The sequence below is a fragment of the Arthrobacter cheniae genome (assembly GCF_003602275.1).
Lineage (GTDB): Bacteria > Actinomycetota > Actinomycetes > Actinomycetales > Micrococcaceae > Arthrobacter_D > Arthrobacter_D cheniae.
Genome location: NZ_QZVT01000007.1, coordinates 104,617 through 123,295 on the forward strand (window position 1 = coordinate 104,617; position 18,679 = coordinate 123,295).

Sequence of the window (18,679 nt, forward strand, 5' to 3'; positions counted from 1 at the left end):
CCACGCTAGGCGGGCGGCGCGCGGGCCGGTATGGGTGGTACCCCTCCCTCCCGAATGGGGGTAAACCCCACCTGGCCTTGCGCTGGTGCCGGTGATTGGCGGTGGTCCCCGGCGGCATCCCGCTTGTGCGCGACGGCAGCATCATGGGATCCATCAGTGCCTCCACCGGCACCATCGAGCGGGATCAGGAGGTCGCCCCGGCGGGCGCCGCCGCCTATTGGAGCCGGCGCAGCAGGATCAGCGTGCTAAACCAGGTCATCCTCGCGGTACGTGCTGGACTCGGCGATCCGCTTGATGGCGGCGAGGGTTTTCGGGATGCCATCGAGCGCCTGCTGTGCCCGATCGACGATCTGCGCGGGCGCATCGTCCCCGAACTTCTCCTCGAACATGGCGATGCCGCCCGGCAGGAAATCCCACGATTCGGTCAAAGTGGTCCCGGTGCCGACCGGCGTCAGCGTGTAGCCCCAACGGACCCTGTCGCCGCCGACCACCCAAGCGAACTCACGGCCGCGTTCTGCGGCCACGACCTGCGACCGGGTCTCCCAGGTGCGGTGCGGAAGCTCATTGCGTCCGGTGAACCAGGCACCGACCTGGCCTGCACTGACGTCGTCCTCCCACCAGCACCGCGTACACACCGGACTCCACTCGCCGGTGCGGGTGATGTCGGAGACCAGGTCGTAGATGCTGTCCGGCGACGCCTGAATCGTGACGGACTCCTGATGGTGGCGGATCTCTGGTTGACTCATGCGCCCATTCTCACAGAGCGATCAAAGCTTCTTCTGCCCGGTCCCTCGTTGCCGCGGGGATCGGCTGCAGCGATCTGTGCCCGCATAGACTGAGGTCTCGCGCTGGCTACGGAAGGCCCCACATGTTGAACACCGAACGGACCGGCACCGGAAAGCCACTCGTCCTCGTGCATGGGCTCGGCTCGAGCGTCCGCACCTGGGACTCCGTCCTCCCCCTGCTGCAGGAACAGCGCGAGGTCATCGCCATCGACCTCCCCGGGTTCGGCATCAGCGAGCCGCTCGCGGGCGAGGTAACCATCGCGACCCTCACGGACGCCGTCGGGCGGTTCCTCGAGCAGGAGAACCTGCGCGACGCGGATATCGTCGGAAGCTCGATGGGTGCGCGGATCGTGGTCGAGCTGGCGCGGCAGGGTCACGCCGGCAACGTCGTAGCCCTCGATCCCGGAGGATTCTGGAACGACACCCAGGTGCGCATCTTCAACGGCAGCATCACCGCGTCCATCGCGTTGGTACGGCGCCTCCAGCCCGTCCTGCCGTCACTCGCCCAGCAGGCTGCGGGCCGGACGGCGCTGCTCGCCCAGTTCTCCGCGGCCCCCTGGAAGCTCGACCCGGAGCTCGTCCTGACGGAGCTCCGGGGATTCGCCTCCTCGCCCAGTCTTGACGAAGCGCGCAAGTCGCTCGCGCACGGACCGCGCCAGGCAGGCGCGCCACAGGGGACGATCAAGGGCACGCTGGCGTTCGGTTGGGGCCGGTCGGACAGGGTCACCCCGCTCAGTGAGGCCGCCGTCGCCATGTCTCTCTATCCGGACGCCACCCTGCACGTCTTCGAGGACTGCGGGCACTTCCCGCACTGGGACCAGCCGCAGGAGACAGCCCGGTTCATCCTCGACGCCACCGCCGCAGGGTCGTCGTAACCATTCCCTGAGCCGCACACCTGGCAAGAGCGCTGGTGAAGCCACAGAACGTGGACCGAGGACGGGCGTCAGCGCCTAGATTGGGCTCGCGGTCGCCTGACGCTGGTGCCGCAACCCCACCAGCATGGTGCGGTTCCGCGTTCCGGTCTTCCGCAGCATCGCGCCCACGTGCTTCTCCACGGTCTTGACGGAGATGCCGAGCCGCGTTGCAATCTGCTTGTCCGCCAGCCCCTCGGCCAGCAGGTCGCGCACCTCGAGTTCGCGGACCGTAAGGTGCGCAACGGTCGACGCCGGCTCGGCTGTCTGCCGCGTCTCGGCGAGGCGGGTGAACATCGCCCCGTCCAGCAGGGCGTCACCGCGGGCGGCGGCGACGACGACGCGCGCCACCTCTCCGGGCGTCGAGGACAGCGAGAGAAAACCCCGTACGCCCGACGCCGCCGCTGTCGCCAGCTGCTGGTCGGTCGGACGGTCGACGACGGCGACCACGGGCCGTTCAACGGTGTCCCCGCTGGCTGATCGGGCTTCGGCGTACTGGCCGAGCAGGTGCTCGTCGAGGACGATCATGTCCGGCTGCAGGAGGGACACCGCCTCGATGAGGTCCTCGACGGTGGCGAGTTCACCGAGCACCTGAACGGACGGCTCGGAGGTTTCCAGCAGCCGCACGAGCCCGGCCCGGATAAGCGGCTGGGCACAGGCGACGACGACCTTCCAGCGGTCCCGGGAGGCATCGCCGTTGGAGGAGTAGGGCACCTGCGCGCGGATGCTGGTCCCCCAGCCTGGTGTTGAATCGACATGAAGTTCACCCCGGAGGTAGTGGGCGCGGGCCGCCATGCCATGGAGGCCGAGCCGGCTGCCCTGCATGCTTCCTATGGCGCTCTCGATTTCCGGCCGCTCGAAGCCGCGCCCGTTGTCCTCGACGACGACGGTCATGCCGGTGGTGTCGTAGAAGATGCCTACTCGGCACGAGGTGGCTCGGGCATGGGCGACGACGTTGGCTACCGCTTCCTGGATGACCATGAAGAGCTGATGAGCGACGACGGGCGCCAGTTCGTGTGGTTGGCCGGTCACGAGGAGCGTCAGGTCTATGGGGTAACTGCTGCCGACACGATCAAGTTCTCGACGTACTGCCTCCTCGAGAGTGCTACCGGCGAGGCTGGACGGGGCGAGGCCCAGCACGGTGCGTCGGGTCTCGAAGAGCGCTTCGTGGGCAAGGACGCGGGCGGAGTCGATGTGCTGGATGGAGGGCGACCCGCCCTGCGTCGCCTTGTCCGCCCGATCGAGGTGCAGCAGGAGCGATCCGAGGGATCGGCCGATGGCCTCATGGACGTCCTGAACGGCCCGTTCGCGTTCGCCGGCAATAGCGGCCTCACGTTCCTTCGCAGCGGCGGCATGGTGGAGCCGCGAGTTCATGATGGCGATGGCGGCGTGATTGGCGAAGAGCTCCACGAGCGAGGCGTCCGCAGCGCTGAAGACGCGGCCTGGTCCGTCGCTGAAGATGGCGAAGGTGCCGATGATGGCGCCGTCCCACGCGATGGGCACCCCGATGACGGCGCTCCCCCACCGCGGGTCGATCGGGTCTATGTGCCCGACGGCCACGGAGGCGTAGCGGTCGAGGATGACCGTACCGCGTGTGCTCACGATCTGCCCGGTGAGGCCCTCGGTCAGCGGGAAGGTCTGCCCCTGGTGGCAGCCAACGCCCTGATCCACTTCCTTGCGGTAGTACCCCTCGGCTTCGTGGACTATCGAGATGGAGCCGCTTTCGCAGTCAAGGAGTGCGACGGCGTGGCCGAGCACGCGCTCGAGGAGCGGTACCAGTTCGAACTGTCCGGCGAGGTCTCCGGCAAGCTCGGTTATGCGGTCGAGCTCCGAGAGCGGGGTCTCACTCGGGCGATTCTGGGTCTCGTTCGGTGTGGGAAGCTGCAGCATGTTCGGCACCTGTCTCCTGCAACCCGGCGCGACGCTGCGCTCGGGGTTTCAGGATAGCGGGCCTTTCAATAGGTCAAACGGATTCGACTTTTGCCTCCACTGCCCGGGAGCGCTCATGGGCCCAGAGCGCGTGGTCCAGGTTTGTGGGATTCTCATCGAGGGCTTGTGCGGCGGCGATCACGATCTCGCGTGCCTCCTGGGGACTTACCTGCCGCTGAACAGCCCTGCCCACAGCTGCGACTATCCACGTATCAGCTTTGACTCCGGGCGTGCCGAGCAGCATGCAGAAGTACTCCCAGGTCACCGCACCAAGACCATGCACCTTCGTGTAGGCCTTCTTATGCTCAGAGTTTGTTCCTTCAAGGTCGTCGGCTGCCACAACGCCGACACTTACCAGGCTCTGGGCTGCGTCTTGTATGGCTGACGCTTTGGTACGGCCGCTGATCATCTGGTCGTTCAGCAGCATTTGAAGCGTTTCCGGGTTGAAGTCCGCGAGCCGCTGAAGGTCATTCGCAACAGGATCTGGCCCTAACGCGGTGACATACCTATTCACCGCCCCACGCACTCCGTTGTGTTCGGACCCGTAATTGGCCTGGATCGACAGCACAGCATCTATCAGAGCAGACTCGATGGCGCCCGCCCGTCCACCAGGCCAGACGGCCCACTCGTCCCTGGGAAGCTCGGTCTCAATCATCGTCAACAATTGCTGTACATCGCTCATCCGCTCAACTCTAGTTTTCAGAACTACTCCAGCATCCTGTGGAACTTCGACCAGTATGCTCGATAAAGATCGGCGTGACAGCACTTCGCCGAATCAACCGGATAAGGGCGATGCGACGACCGTGCCGCCCATCTTCGTCATCAAAGCAATGGGGCATCGATGCAGGAACTCACCGAAATAGGTTTCGACGCCGCGATCGCTGAAGCGCACGAGCTGGGGCGCGCCGCATTTAGGACCAAGTACGGGTTTGATCGCTCAAAGAAGTTCGTCGCGGTCCCTGGTGGTCGGCACATTGACAGCAAGCCGCTTATCTCCGCAGCGGCGGCCCACTCCGGCTCCTCGGGACCGTTGGAAGCTTCCGACTTTTCTGGAGGTGCCGCAACCACCCGCATACTCGACCGCTTCGGCGTCCCCTGGATCGATCAAAGCCGTTTAACGTCGATCCTGCCTGTGTCAATTAGTGCCGACGACAGCGTGACAAATCAAAGCGTGTGGTGGGTAAACCAAGGAAACAACTTCGAGGCCGCATTTAGCGAAGGGTCTTTGTGGGCATCCTTCCACCGATCGGATGGCCAGCGCGGGCACCTTGACTGGGTGCCCGCCCTTGAACAGATGAAACTCGGAGACTTCGTTGTCCACTACTCAGCGGGAATGGTTCGCGGGGTCAGCAGGGTGGCTCTAACCGCCGTTCCGAGTACACGCCCCTTGCACTACGGTCCCCCGTCCCCCTATGACGAAGGAATGCTCGTGCTGGTCGAGCGGGTGCTGGTGGATGTCGAGCTGCCCCTCGCTGACGTGCAGCCGCTCATCGGCCCGAGAATCGGCCCGATGAACGTGACCGGTACACCCGGACGCAGTTATCTATCCCCTCTACCTGCTTCAACAGGTCGAGCGATGATCCGATATCTCGCCGGGCGCTCGGAAACGCTGAATTTTTCCTCCGACCTAGATCCATCGCCTGTCAACAGCCAACTGCCTCCAGGAATCACAGTGACTGATCTCCCATCAACTTCCACAAGAAGAGCCGAGCAGACCTATCTTCGAGCAAATCTCCTTGGGCATTACGGCCCGCAGTGCGCGATCTGCGGCCGAATACTTCCCAACGAGCTGCTTGTCGCGGCGCATATCAAAGCCCGCTCGTGGTGCTCCGAGGAAGAGCAACTCAACTTTCAGTCGGTGGCCATGCTCGCGTGTTCGCTGGGATGCGATGCGCTATTTGAGAAGGGGTTTATTGGCGTTGACGGCGTCGGTGAGGTGCACCTCTCGCCGCAGCTGGAGCTATCACAAGAGGACGCCGTCCGGCGCTTGCAGGGCCGTCGCTGCTTAGCATTCAAGAGCGATAATGTCTCGCACTTCCAGCACCGGTGGGACCTTAGCTTTCGTAGCTAATCCGAAGCTCCAGTGCCAGCTCCTCCCTGCACGCCGGTTGGCACCTACTGCTAGCGGACGCATCCTATTGCGCTACCGCGGCTGCCTCCATAAAGACGTCGGCCGGCATGGGCCGGTGCAGCTTCCAAGTGATGGCAATCGGCTTCTCCCCCGAATGCTGCACATAGTCCACAGCACCCAGGCAGGTGTACGGCACAGCAAGCCCGGTCTCATCCTCTGCGGTCGGACGCGTGAAGATCAGCACGTGAGAACCATACCCCTTCCGGTCGAGGTACCGGCGTCCGGTCGGGCTTGAGGGCGAAGTCACGTTCTGCGATTCCCAGTGGAACAGTTCCGGACTGATTGCGTAGTCCTTGTACATCGTCGACGCTGAATGATTTTTGTCGTCCTTGTTGAGTGTGACGAAGAAGGCGTCCGTGGAGGTTTGAGGACACCAGGCAACGCCCTCACGGTGCTGCACGTTCTTCCCCGCTTCAAGGGAACCGTAGCTCAGCGCGGCGAGTATTTCCTCTCGGCGGTAGGTCACATGTGACAGAAGTGGAATGTGCTGCAACCCTAAGCCGAGGCCTTTGCCCGCGTACCGCGACGTCGCCACCCCAAGCTCAACCAACTGCTGAATCTCGCTGCACACGAAGCGGTATTGGCGAAGGTGGCTGAGACCCACGTCGTACGTGGTGAATCCTCCGCCGTCGTTCCACAACGTGTAAAACAGCATCCGCGCGAAAGTCTGCTCGCGCAGACCGAGCTCGGCGTAGGGCGGGCACGCCGGATCAACAAGTTTTGTATAGGCCTCTCCGCGCTCGGGATCATCAACGTGAAGGAAGCGCACCATCCGACCGAGAAGCTTTTGCTCGTCTGGACTGGACAGTTCGAGGATCTGCTGACCCGTGCCCGCTTCCGCGAGAGAGCCGATCAAGCCGGCCTGGCGTAGGTAGCCGGTCCAGGAGTCCTTTGTGTTCCGATACAGCTGCTTCAGGTCATTGCCGGACTTCTCGAGATACGAAGCCAAGTTCGTCTCGCCATAGGAGGCGATGTCCTGAACGAGTTGCGACCGATCGAACCGCAGCTGAGACCTGATGTTGTCGAGAACGACCTTCTGAGCAACACGATCGAGGATGATCTGTGATCCCGACGGAAGGTATGGGAACTCGTCCTCCACAGCTTTCTCAAGTTGCTTCCGCCCGTAACCGGTGAGGGCTCTGTACCGGAGGTCGAACCGAAACTCACGGCGTTGTTGGCCGATGAAGTCCAACACAGTGAGTACGGCCTTCCCTTCAGTTCTCCTAAGTCCACGGCCGAGTTGCTGGAGGAAAACTGTCGAGCTCTGGGTGGGACGCAGGAGGAGCACAGTGTCGACCTGCGGTAGATCGAGGCCTTCGTTGAAGAGATCGACGGTGAAGAGACAGTTGACAGTTAAGTCTCGCAATTGCGCGAGGGCGAGCGCCCGCGCAGCGTCGTCGGTACCGCCATCGACGGCGAGCGATCGGATACCCGCACGGTTGAAAACCTCCGCCATGTAGTGCGCGTGCTGAACGGACACGCAGAACCCGAGGGCGCGCATGTCATCGGTATTGGTGACCTTGTCACGCAGTTCTCGAATTACCTTCGCTGCGCGGGCGTCGTTACCTGTGTAGAGGCGGTTGAGTTGCGCAACGTCGTAGTTGCCGCGCTTCCATTCCAGCTGGCTGAGGTCGACGTCGTCTGACACGCCGAAGTAATGAAACGGCACCAGGAGGTCAGCATCCAAAGCATCCCAGAGGCGTAGTTCACTCGCAGTCCGACCATCAAAAAACTGTTGAGCAACGTCCACGCCGTCACCCCGCTCAGGAGTGGCCGTCAGCCCGAGCAACTGCTGAGGGCGGAGATGGTCGATGAGGCGGCGATAGCTCGGCGCCATCGCGTGGTGAAACTCGTCAATAACGACGACGTCGAAGGAAGCTGGTTCCAGCGCTTCGACTCCGCGCGAGGCGAGCGATTGCACCGACGCAAAGACGTGGTTCCACTGCCTTGGCTTGTTGTCTCCAACATAGAGCTCGCCAAACGCGCCGTCCTGCATCACGGTGCGATAGGTACTCAACGCTTGCTTCAGAATCTCCTGCCGGTGCGCTACAAAAAGCAGCCTGAGACGTCGGCCCGCTGCTTCGCAGAGGCGCTGGTAATCAAGGGCGGCGATGACGGTCTTGCCGGTGCCGGTTGCCGCGACCATGAGGTTCCGCGTGTGGCCCTTGAGTCGTTCTGATTCGAGATCCTCGAGCATCTCGATCTGGTGCAGGTACGGCTCTACCTCAAGCCCCGTTTCGGTCTTCGGCGCACCGGTGCGGCGACCACCGTTGCGTTCGAGCGCAGCATCGAGTTTGTCGCCGTCTCGCTCAGGGTCGTAGGACTGAAAGGCGCGCTGCGCCCAGTAGCTATCGAAGGTCACCTCGAACTTCTTGAGGAGGTCTGGCGTGGCGACGGAGCTGAGCCGCACGTTCCATTCCAACCCGTCGACCAAAGCTGCCTTGCTCAAATTCGAGCTGCCCACATAGGCCGTATCGAAACCGGTGTTGCGACGGAATAGCCACGCCTTTGCGTGCAACCGCGTTGCCTGCGATTCATAGCTGATCTTGACCTCGGCGCCGTATCGGTTCACCAACTCGTCAATCGCTCGGCGTTCAGTAGCGCCCATATAGGTGGTCGTTATGACGCGAAGCTTTACCCCACGCTCGGTCAATCGCTCGAGAGCCGGGTGGAGAAGCCTGAGCCCAGTCCATCGAACAAAGGCACAGAGAAGGTCGACGGTGTTGGCGGACTCCATCTCAGCGCGCAGCTCCGCCGCGAGGTTTGGCTCATCTCTGCCGTTTGTAAGGAGAGCAGAGACCGACAGTGCTGTCGTGGGCCGCCGTAGGTCACGCCGCTTTACGGACTCAGGCGTGTGTAGCGACAGGAGCTGCGACGGGCCCTGGTCAATTTCATCGCTGGATGAGAGCACCTCTAGTAGCTGATTGGCAAGCGCAAGTCGGGTTTCGGGCTCTGCATTCGACATCGCAGCACTCAACGCCCTGGCCACGAACTGCGATATGGCTACAAGCGCATCGCTTTCGCTAAGCGGCTTAACTGTTGCTTCGAGTTCAGGCACACCGACTAGGCGGTGTGAGAGCGAGCGAGTAACAAGCGTCTCGTAGAGCCCTTCGGCTAATTCCTGCCGCGCTACTCCCCCATCGATTTTCTCCACCGTCACAGAGTAAGTCGGTGCTGCGACAAATACCGGCAGCTAGCGATGCCGGAGCACACGCGGCGCCCCCACCAAAAGAATCCGTACCCTTCACGATCCAACGATGTCATAGCCAACCCACCCGAGTAGCTTGGGTCGACGTGACTGACACCCCGCTTCGCGCTGTGACCGGACACCTTTCGCCAGCCGGACGCAGCACCCAAAATCGATTACCTACCCCTGCCAACCCAGCCTCTACCCGCGCGATGGCTTGAGCTGGCACTGCAGTGGCCCGGAGAGACACCGGCGATCCGCCCTCAGGACGATAAAAGCCTTTCCTGCCGCGCTACGCCGTGTTCCGTCGGAGTCCGAGCTCCCGCCTACTTGACGCTCCTCGCCTCAACGTTTCATTGATCTCATCAAAGGCCCTATCTTGCTCTGTCGAGAGAAAGCCGGGTGAGACACGATGCTGAGACCACAGTCAGAGGCCATGGCCCCCGCAGATGCTGACTCGGCGTCGTCCTCGCCGACGCATCCGAACGTCCGAGGAAAGGATGGCGGTCTCAACCGGTCAACGCACCACTACCTGGGCAGGATGAGTGGTGGAGGTGCGTGTGGAGTTCACGACGGAGCAGCAGCAGGCGATTTGGGAGGGGTGGCGGGACGGTGAATCGTTTCGCCAGGTCGGTGACCGGGTAGGGCAACCGGCGCACGTGGTCCAGTACTTCCTCCGGGGCTATGGCGGCATCAAGCCGAGCCATCCTCGAAGGAACCGCCGGCACCTGACTCATCAAGAGCGCGAGGAAATCTCTCGCGGTGTTGCAATAGGGTTGTCTATCCGCAGAATCTCCGCGGGCCTGGGAAGGTCTCACTCGAGCATTTCGAGGGAGCTCGCGCGAAACGGCGGTCGATCCGCCTACCGGGCAACAGCCGCCGAGCAGGCAGCCCGTCTGCGAATGAAGCGACCGAAGCTGAGCCGACTCAAGCAACGACCGGCGCTGCTGCAGGTCGTGAAGGCGAAGCTCATACTGGGGTGGTCTCCCCAGCAGATCGCCGCGTGGCTGAAGCTGGCCTATACGGGGGACCCAGCCATGCGCCTGTCCCATGAGGGCATCTACCGGTCGATCTACTACGTCTACCGCCGTGAACTCGACCGGGGCATGTCCCAGCATCTGCGATCCGGGAGCACCATCCGCCGGCCACGAAAGGCCAAGCAATCATTGGGCCGCGGCCGGTTGAAGAACATGGTGCCCATCACCGCCCGACCGGCATCGATCGAGGACCGTGTCGAGGTCGGCCACTGGGAAGGTGACCTTGTCATGGGAAAGAGACCCTCCGCGGTGGCGACGCTGGTCGAGCGCAGCACCCGGGCCGTCAAAGTCGTCCATCTCCCCGACGGATACAAAGCAGATGCCGTACGCATCGCCCTGACTCAGGCCTTCAAAGCAATTTCAGAGCCGTTGCGCCGGTCGCTGACCTGGGACCGCGGTCGGGAAATGGCAGAGCACCAGCAGCTCTCCACGGATCTGAGGATGAACGTCTACTTCTGCGCCCCGGGAAGCCCTTGGCAACGAGGGACGAACGAGAACACGAACAGGATGCTCCGCCAGTACCTCACCAAAGGCTCCGACCTACGACGATTCACCGCCTAAGACCTCGATGACATCGCGAACCTCATCAACGATCGTCCTCGACAGGTCCTGAAATGGGCCAACTCCAACGGCCTCTACCAAGCCCACATCACCACCTCAAACCGGCCCGCGCTACTCTCAGAATCACGGGTGGTGCATTGACCGGTTGAGATCGCCATCCTTTGGTGCGACAGCGTACTGGAGCTCAAGGGTCTCGGATGTCGGTCTTCTAGATCGGAGTCCAGGTCTAGACCCTCTAGACTGGATAGCTCTCCGCAAGTAGAAGTGAGGCGTGCACTGGGTAGGGCTGTAGCGATAGGCCTCCCGTCGATGACGATGAAGCGCCGGCCGTTGTCAGTGGCGTTCTCCAACACAGCTGCTGGCTTTCCCGCCATACACGGGATTGATTAGCAGCGTTCCTCTCAAGATTCCTCAGCAGATCACCCCCCCCCCCTACGCCCGACCACTCGGGGTATCGGTTGATGCTATGCCCTCTAATTGACCAGAGCATGTACCGACCTATCGACTCGGAGGGCCGTCCAACGCCAACAAGCCTCCTGTCCTGCCCAACCTCGAAGCGGGACCGTCCGATCGCCACACCGTCGCTGCTCAAGGCATAGCTCCGTGTCGCTGATACGATCACCTTCGAGACTTAGATTTACCGCCCAGAATTGAAATATCCGGCGTGAGTCGGCACGGAGAGCAGGCTTGCGTGGGGTACCTCTACGAGAACAGTAACCCGGAACGGTTTCAACACCTTTGCCAGTCATTGCTCATATCGAGCTTCCCCAAGCTTCAATGTTTCCCAATTGGCCAACCTGACGGTGGCCGTGATGGTTGGGACCCCGAAACAAAGACCGTCCTACAAGTCAAGTTCAAGCGAGCCGACGATGAAGACAATGCCGACTGGCTAATCGGCGCTTTAGAGAAAGAACTGCCTAAAGTTCGTCGGCTCGCCGAGCGGGGCGCTACAAACTACATCATGGCAACCAATGCGCGCGGAACCGCTCACGAGGACGTCGGCCGAATAGATAAAGTTCAACACTGGATCGACGAGAACTTTCCGATCCCGGGTACATGTTTTTGGCGTGACGAAATTGACCGCAGATTAGATGACGCATCAACTTCCTTAAAACTGAAATATTCAGAATTACTAAGTCTTGAGGACGGCATCGAGGTGGTGCTGGGCAAGGTTCTAGGTGCAAACAAAGAACGCCAGCAGGATGCGATTCGAGCGTTCATAGCCTCCCAATTCGAGTCGGACAAAACCGTCAAGTTTAAACAGGTAAGCCTTTCCAACGATCTCCTTGACCTTTTTATCGACGTTCCTGTGGGCTTTCCAAGAAAGCTGATCGAGCGGTCTAACAAAGGCCCTTCCGGAGATGACATACGCGCCCTCTTTGCAGCGCTGACTGAATCAGATCGACAACTGTATATCGATGGTGAAGCAGGGAGTGGAGCCGTTTTCATCGGATCCGGAAATGGATTGCACCAAGGCACCAATCTCGGCACCGCTGAGTTACTGCTAGGAAACGCTGCTCAAACCCATCTAAAACTGGTAGTACTTGAAGGTGCTCCCGGACAGGGCAAATCGACCCTCGCACAATATGTCTGTCAGCTACATCGGGCACGCTACCTTAAGAAAACCGATGTGCTAGAGCGCGTTTCAGACGTCTACCGCCAAACGGCGTTTAGGATCCCCCTTAAAGTCGACTTAAGAGACTACGCAGCATTCCTGAGCGGAAAATCACCATTTAAGTCCGCGCCCGCGCCCTCTGAGCCGCGTACTCTCGATGTTTTCCTGGCGCAGCTCATCGGTTATAACTCTGGAGGCATCGCGTTTGATGCTCACGACGTGCTTTCTCTGCTTAAACACGCTCCGACGCTTCTATTTCTCGATGGCCTTGACGAAGTAGCGGATATCGTCGCCCGGGAAGCGCTCGTTACATCGATTGGTGAGTCGCTTAGCCGTTGGAGCGAATTTGACGCTGATCTACAAGTGGTCGTCACTAGTCGCCCATCTGTATTCGGGCGGGCCCCCAGCTTTGGCAGATTTGGATTCTCAACACTGACGCTTCAGAACATCGATTCACATCGAATCAACGATTATGCTGATCGATGGGTAGTGGCACGGGGCCTTGACGCTTCTGAGAAAAAGGACGTTAAAAAGATCCTTTCTGAGAAGCTCGAGCTTGCACACATACGTGACTTAACACGGAATCCCATGCAACTGACGATCCTCCTTAGCCTAATACATCAATTTGGCCACTCACTTCCAGACCAGCGTACAGATCTGTATGACCGATATGTCGACCTATTTCTAACCCGTGAAGCCGATAAATCCGTCCGTGTTCGGGAGAACCGCGCCGTGCTCCTGGGATTTATTCAACACCTTGCATGGGTACTTCAATCGCAGGCCGAGGCTTCCAAATCGGCTGGAAGCATCTCTGAAGATGGCTTACAGGAAATGGCGCGTGAGTACCTTCGAGCTGGTGGCCACCCGATCGCAATCGCCGACGAACTTTTCGGTGGGGGCCTTGAACGAATCTTCGTACTGGTGGAACGCATTGAAGGGCTTTACGAATTCGAGGTTCAGCCGCTTCGGGAATTTTACTGCGCTCAGTACTTATACTCAACCGCACAAGTTGGTACGTACCGGGACAAGATTTTGCGTGGAGATCGAGCTCAGCGCTTTGAGGCACTGGCAGCGAATCCTCTATGGTTGAATGTCTGCCGCTTTTATGCTGGCTCGTGCGAACGAGGTGAAACTGGCACTCTCGTCTTCAGCCTCGAGGAAATGATTAAGACGGGCGACCTCGCGGTCGCGAATCACGCAAGACGAGTTGGATTGGCTCTCCTCCAAGACTGGGTCTTTAGTAATGTGAAGTATTCACAGGACCAACTTATCAAATCGATTTTTGATGAAAATGGTACGCAGATCCTGCTTACTAGCGAGGGCCGAGTTGTCGACGAGTTAGTGCTCGATATCGAGTGCGGGCGGAACACACTGCGAGATTGCATATTCACGCAGCTCAAGTCGTGGCCAGTTGACACAAGGACGGCCGCTCTTTGCAGCGTGATACGCGCAAACGGTGGGGATGAACTTAGTGGCGAGTTCTGCGATTTACTTAATGGAGAATCAGGAAGCCAGCGAACCTACCAGTTGATCAGAATGTTCCGGGCAGGCGCGAGTGCACCTCTAGCTCCGGACACCATTTGGGAACTAATCACTGAGGATGGGCCCGATCGTGCCCAGTTACTCCTACGTATCTCAGAGTTGATTACCTCAGAACCGAGATTAGCTTTAAGGATTCCTGGTGTGGTCAAGGAGTTCGTCCGGGGCGTCCTCAATGGGCTAATTGAAAGCGTAGGGCGTCGCTATTCCCCCTTGAGCGTATTCGCGGATGTTCTGGGAAATACTCCTAATGTCCACATGAGGCTGAGGCGCCTTGTTCGACCCGGTTTTCTCAACATGGAAAGCTTGGGAGATTCCAAGCAAGATATCTTACCGTCTGACGTTAAGGCGTTCTTAAGTGGGGTTGTGATGCGTCTCGACAACTCTGATAACATGTTCGACCAACGAGAATCTCAGGAGATTTTGAGCTCTATCACCGAAATTTCTCGAGAACACTTCGGGGAAACTTGGGCTGCAGTATCCTTGGCTATCCGCGGGGCAGGTATTAAGACGGCTGTAAAGCTGCCTGAGGGTTCCGATAAGCTTTTCGACTCCTCGATCCCGATCTGCGTGAGGGCGCGTGCTGCTCGTCTTCGTCGGGGTGGAACTAGATGGTGGGTTGAACAGCTTAACGATGCCTCCACTTCTCTCGATCGCAGGTTCTGGGTAGGGATGGTTTTGATGTGGTCCAGCCTCAAGAATCTTCACGAACTTTCCAGCCAGACGAACGAGATTGTTGGTTCGCTCAGCGACGATGAGTATGACGCCTTAAGGCTTACTCTTACGTCCGCTGCTTCATTTGGAGAGCTTCGAGCAGACCGCAGAAAGTTGACGGAAGTCGATATCAGAATGTTCTCTGCACGGGCAGCAGTTCTTGTTGCAATTGCGCTCCGGGCGGAATCGTCTCAACTTTCACTAGCCGCAGGACAAGAGCGTGTTGAGCCGCTGCGTACGTTCCTCGAGTCTCAACGGGACTTCGAGAAAATCAAAGAATTACCTGCGTGGAAGGATCCCGACCATGCACTTGCCTGGGCAAGGCAGGTTACTCAGGTGAGACGCGATTGGCGAGGTCTCTCGTATCATGTTCACAACCATTTGATGGAGTCGCGTTTGCAGATGGGTGGTGCAGAGGAAGTGCTAAAGAGACCCAGTCTCTACCCTCCAGAGCTTGTTTCCCGGGCAGTCATGCAAGCGCAACGTCGATATCGCCCAAGGACGCTGGCAATAGTTTCAAAGGAACAAGATTGGGCATTTGATTAGAGGACGTCAATAATTCCCAAATCTGACTGCCTCGTCCGTGGTGGATTTGTGGCAGTTAGTTTGAGGCCGCAACCAGTGGGGTTTCGGTGTCGCGTTCAATGTAGAGGCCGTACCCGTACATCCCTCCTGCGTTGTCCACGGTCTTGGCGACGGTGAGAGCCTGTGGTGAGCCAGCTGGTCTTGGCCCTTCCCCGTTGGTCTGCCTGCTGGTGAGCTCGCTCGCTCGTCTTAAGGCGGAGCAGCGTGCAACCCGTAGGGCGGAGGCGGACGGAAACCTCGGAGGAAATAAGCGACGCAGGAGCGCCGTAGAAGTTTTGTGGCCGGCGACGTCGGCGCAGCCGATTGACGCTTTGGAGCGGGGCGCACGATTCGTAGGACAGCATCAAAGACACTCGGACTGGATGCGACGAAGGAGCAGCCTGGCCGGAACAGGCCGGAGCGAAGCGCAGGACCGCTCAGGAATTGAGAAGGTAGCTAGGCTCGAACCATGAAAGTAAATCTTCCGATAGCCCCGGGAATTAGGGCCTGGTCTGTCACCAGGGCAGTTGTGGTCTCAGTCGCTGGCTTCATTCTTGCGCTGGCCGGGATTGTCACGGCGGTTGTGACAGCTGTTCACCTCGTGGCTCCGGAACTTCGCCCTAAGGAACAGCTTGGTGCCACTGTGGAGAAGATTGCGATCACGCAAGATGCAGCCCACGTCGACGATGGGGTAAAGCTTGATCCTCAGATGCCGGGGATCGAAGTTCTCGTTCGTGCTCGATTGATGGCCTACCAAGACCGCTCCTACTCCGTCAGACTCGAACTTCATCAAGCAAATACGATGCGGCGGTTAGACACCGTCTACTCCACCTGCCCCTTGTTGAGTCCGACGGCGAACGAGGAAACAGCAACCTGGAAGTGCTGGACTGCGGCTCCGCCATCTGGCACGGAGTATTTTGCTCGAGCCATTCTGTCGGATGACGGACTAACTGAGGACTTAGGCAAGGACGGGAACGGCCGGGAGGGCATCCTCGATTTTCTTGATGGACCCGTTCTCACAGTTCCTGACTGACTAGGACCTTCGTCGCGCTGCTCCGCGGTGTCATATGCGCTGTTATCGGCGACAACACGAAGAGGAGGATCGGACACCGCCATGCAGATGTACGTCCTGGCGGCGCAAATGCATCGGGTTCGACCCCTTCGCGGGATAGCGGGGTCGGCAGCGAGCAACTTCGTCTGCAAGTTCCCCCTGCTAGAGGGCACGAGCTTCGACCAGGACGGGCAGCCCGCAGAGGTCTTCTCGACGTAGCACCACCCGGACCAAGCGGTGTTCGACACCGACATCCAGCGAAAGCCTGTCATTTCGACCGTAACTGCCGGTCCGGTGGTGTCGCCTGCTGCCGATGGAGCCGGTGGTCGCCGATAAGGCCCAACAGCTGGGAGCAGAGCTGATGAACTTGGTTGATCAGATATCTGACAAAAACCGATGACGCGGCCGTCACCCTTGCCGGCGTCGATGGATCGAAGAGCCGCGAGTTCGCACCAAAATTGACCTCACACTCCTCCGCCTACTCGCTGGTGACGGGAATGAAGGCGCGTAGGTAGTCCCGCAGGGCCGGGTCGCACACATACACATAGGTTCCTCTGATGCCCCGCGTAAGCAGGACAGCATAGATATTCCGGACGAATCGTAGGAGATCGTCGTCTGTGTAAGTCTTGCCAAGAACCGCGTTGTTCTCTTTGCCCTTCTTATCGAAGTACGACGCGCGGTTGACGACGATTCTCTGCGCATCGACGTCGTAGCGGAGATCGGATCCGATGATCACGCCTGCGTAGTTCAGGTCATACCCCTGCACGGTGTGGATCGAGCCGACTTCATCGCGCGACTTCGGCGAGGCGATCCAGTCCGTCAAGGTGCTGTTCCAACGGAACTGGGTCCCGTCGATCACGATGTCATATGCGGCCTTGTTGCCCTTCGACTTCCATGGCCATGCATACCCGCCGAGCAACCTCGATAAACCGGCTTCCTCATCGCGGCGTATGACCGCAGTACGCATGTCGGCGATGTTGTCGAACAGGCGGAAATCATATCCGTCGAAAGTGCCTACAAGGGTGGGCCCCCCTTTGACCTCCGAGGGCCCGAGGATCCTTCTGATGTAGCCGACATAATCCGATCCAGCTCGCACACGCATCTGCGAGTTGAGGGGATGATGCCTATTCGCACCCTTAGCCTCAGCGACGAGGTCTTGGAGAACCTCGTGAGGAAGGTCCGCCGGTCGTACGCTCTGGGCCGCGTCAAGGAGCAGAATCTGGTTCTTGCTCTTCGCGCGGATCCAGTCGAGTTGCGTCTTAGTTGTATCGTCTTCTCCGAAAAGCTTTTCGTTGATTTCGTGAAACTTCTTGTTCTGCACACCGGATGCCTGATTAGCTCGCTGATTCAGGCGATGAGACTCGTCGACGATTAGTAGATCGAACTGCTCATCGGCCACGCCGACATCGAAAGCGGTCATCACCATTTCTGGACGCAGCCCAGGAGTCTTCTTGAAGACCTTCCTAATCGACTCGCGCAGGGACTGTTGGGGCACCACGAGTCCGATACGTAAGCGGGTGATGAGACTGGCGTTTTCCTGCACAAAGAACTCGGAGAACATGGAGTCGCTGTCCAGTTCCTCAGCTGGTGGTCCACTCGCGATGTCGACGATCAATTTGAGCAGGTAGATCGCGACAACCGTTTTACCAGTGCCCGGGTCACCCTGGATAACGATCGTGCTGTGAGCGTCAGCCTTCAGGTTCTCGAATATCCCCTCGAGAATTCCCTCGACGGCAACCGCTTGATCATGCGTCAGCTCTTTGAAGGGCGATAGCTTGAAGAGATCACTGTTCTCTATCTCAGGGATGCTCCGGGTGAAGACTCCCTCGCCACGCAGGCGCTCGAAAATTTCGCTGAAAGTCTCCCTGTACAGCTCGCGATTAAAGTAGTCGGCGTCGACGATGCCGCCGTTCCGATTGAGGACCTGACAGGCGCCGTCGCCGGCGAGCATCCGTATCAGGTATGACTCTAGATCCAGGCACACCGACTTGTTGAACGTCGAGTCGACGACCACGTGCACATTCCGCAGATGCTGTTTATCTGCAGAAGCGAGGTGCTGGCGTATACGCGCTTCTGCGTTACGGGACTCACCCACGTACACGTCCTTGAGACCCCTGCCCGTGGCACCGGACGCTGAGCTGTCTGCATTATCCAGTACGTAGACGATGGGCCAATTAGTGTTGCGGTGGTCCAGCGCAGCCCAATCAGTGATCTCGACATTATTGAAGCCAACCCAGCGGATATCAGAGGGCGTCATATTTCGCGCTTCGCCCGCGTGCCTTTTCGATCGGGTATTTCTCCCGCGTCTTCTCGAGCTTCTCGAGAACGATCACATCCGGCTCGACGCCCAATCGATCGGCCAGAAGCACGCAGTACGTCAGCACGTCGGCCAACTCCTCTTTGACGCGCGCGTCGTCGGCATCTGCACTCCATTGGAAGCATTCGAGTAGTTCGCCGGCCTCAATGACAATGCTCTTAGCCAAGTTCTCTGGTGTATGGAACTGTGCCCAGTCGCGCTCCGCGACGAGGGCTGCGATTTCGGCTTTCAGAGACGATTCGAACATCTCGTCAACCTAACAGAAAGCAGGGCCGCCTTTAGGGCAGGACGGCGCGCCGTCATGGACGGCGGACCAACCAGCGGCATATAGGGGTGAC

At 59.5% G+C, this 18,679-nt stretch carries 11 protein-coding genes and 1 pseudogene; 6 read left to right on the forward strand and 6 right to left on the reverse strand.

The window, feature by feature from the left end; translation table 11 throughout:
* Positions 1-245: 245 nt before the first annotated feature.
* On the reverse strand, positions 246-746 hold the full coding sequence (locus D6T63_RS13840; protein WP_120149640.1) for an SRPBCC family protein: 501 nt from the start codon (positions 744-746) through the stop codon (positions 246-248).
* A gap of 122 nt (positions 747-868) precedes the next feature.
* Here D6T63_RS13840 and D6T63_RS13845 point away from each other — a divergent pair, with 122 nt between their 5' ends.
* The gene (locus tag D6T63_RS13845) at positions 869-1,660 is read left to right on the forward strand and encodes an alpha/beta fold hydrolase (RefSeq protein WP_120149641.1); all 792 of its coding nucleotides are present in this window, start codon (positions 869-871) and stop codon (positions 1,658-1,660) included.
* Between the two features lie 75 nt (positions 1,661-1,735).
* Here D6T63_RS13845 and D6T63_RS13850 read toward each other — a convergent pair whose 3' ends face one another.
* Together D6T63_RS13850 and D6T63_RS13855 are read right to left on the reverse strand one after the other, a co-directional pair.
* Entirely contained in the window at positions 1,736-3,586 is a 1,851-nt protein-coding gene (locus D6T63_RS13850; RefSeq protein WP_147394380.1) for a hybrid sensor histidine kinase/response regulator transcription factor, read from the reverse strand.
* Between the two features lie 73 nt (positions 3,587-3,659).
* Positions 3,660-4,307, reverse strand: a complete 648-nt coding sequence (locus D6T63_RS13855; protein ID WP_120149643.1) for an HhH-GDP family DNA glycosylase — start codon at positions 4,305-4,307, stop codon at positions 3,660-3,662.
* A gap of 159 nt (positions 4,308-4,466) precedes the next feature.
* On the opposite strand from D6T63_RS13855, the gene D6T63_RS13860 reads away from it, so the two are divergent.
* Entirely contained in the window at positions 4,467-5,696 is a 1,230-nt protein-coding gene (locus tag D6T63_RS13860; protein ID WP_120149644.1) for a hypothetical protein, read from the forward strand.
* A gap of 64 nt (positions 5,697-5,760) precedes the next feature.
* On the opposite strand, the gene D6T63_RS13865 is transcribed toward D6T63_RS13860, so the two are convergent.
* A complete protein-coding gene (locus D6T63_RS13865) occupies positions 5,761-8,721 on the reverse strand; it encodes a DUF3427 domain-containing protein (protein ID WP_235830769.1) in 2,961 nt (986 codons plus the stop codon).
* 776 nt (positions 8,722-9,497) lie between these two features.
* Here D6T63_RS13865 and D6T63_RS13870 point away from each other — a divergent pair.
* From D6T63_RS13870 to D6T63_RS19265, 4 genes and pseudogenes are all read left to right on the forward strand, one after another.
* Positions 9,498-10,682 (forward strand): annotated as a pseudogene (locus D6T63_RS13870) (IS30 family transposase).
* A 550-nt stretch (positions 10,683-11,232) separates the two neighbouring features.
* Positions 11,233-14,955 (forward strand): NACHT domain-containing protein, encoded by a 3,723-nt coding sequence (locus D6T63_RS18985; protein ID WP_147394381.1) that lies wholly within the window; start codon positions 11,233-11,235, stop codon positions 14,953-14,955.
* Positions 14,956-15,442: 487 nt separating this feature from the next.
* Positions 15,443-16,006 (forward strand): hypothetical protein, encoded by a 564-nt coding sequence (locus D6T63_RS13880; RefSeq protein WP_147394382.1) that lies wholly within the window; start codon positions 15,443-15,445, stop codon positions 16,004-16,006.
* An 81-nt stretch (positions 16,007-16,087) separates the two neighbouring features.
* Positions 16,088-16,243, forward strand: a complete 156-nt coding sequence (locus tag D6T63_RS19265; protein ID WP_182977013.1) for a cupredoxin domain-containing protein — start codon at positions 16,088-16,090, stop codon at positions 16,241-16,243.
* A 259-nt stretch (positions 16,244-16,502) separates the two neighbouring features.
* On the opposite strand, the gene D6T63_RS13885 is transcribed toward D6T63_RS19265, so the two are convergent.
* Positions 16,503-18,281 (reverse strand): DUF2075 domain-containing protein, encoded by a 1,779-nt coding sequence (locus D6T63_RS13885; protein ID WP_120149648.1) that lies wholly within the window; start codon positions 18,279-18,281, stop codon positions 16,503-16,505.
* The gene (locus D6T63_RS13890; RefSeq protein ID WP_120149649.1) at positions 18,268-18,588 is read right to left on the reverse strand and encodes a nucleotide pyrophosphohydrolase; all 321 of its coding nucleotides are present in this window, start codon (positions 18,586-18,588) and stop codon (positions 18,268-18,270) included. Before D6T63_RS13890 ends, D6T63_RS13885 begins: the two co-directional genes overlap by 14 nt.
* Positions 18,589-18,679: the final 91 nt, after the last annotated feature.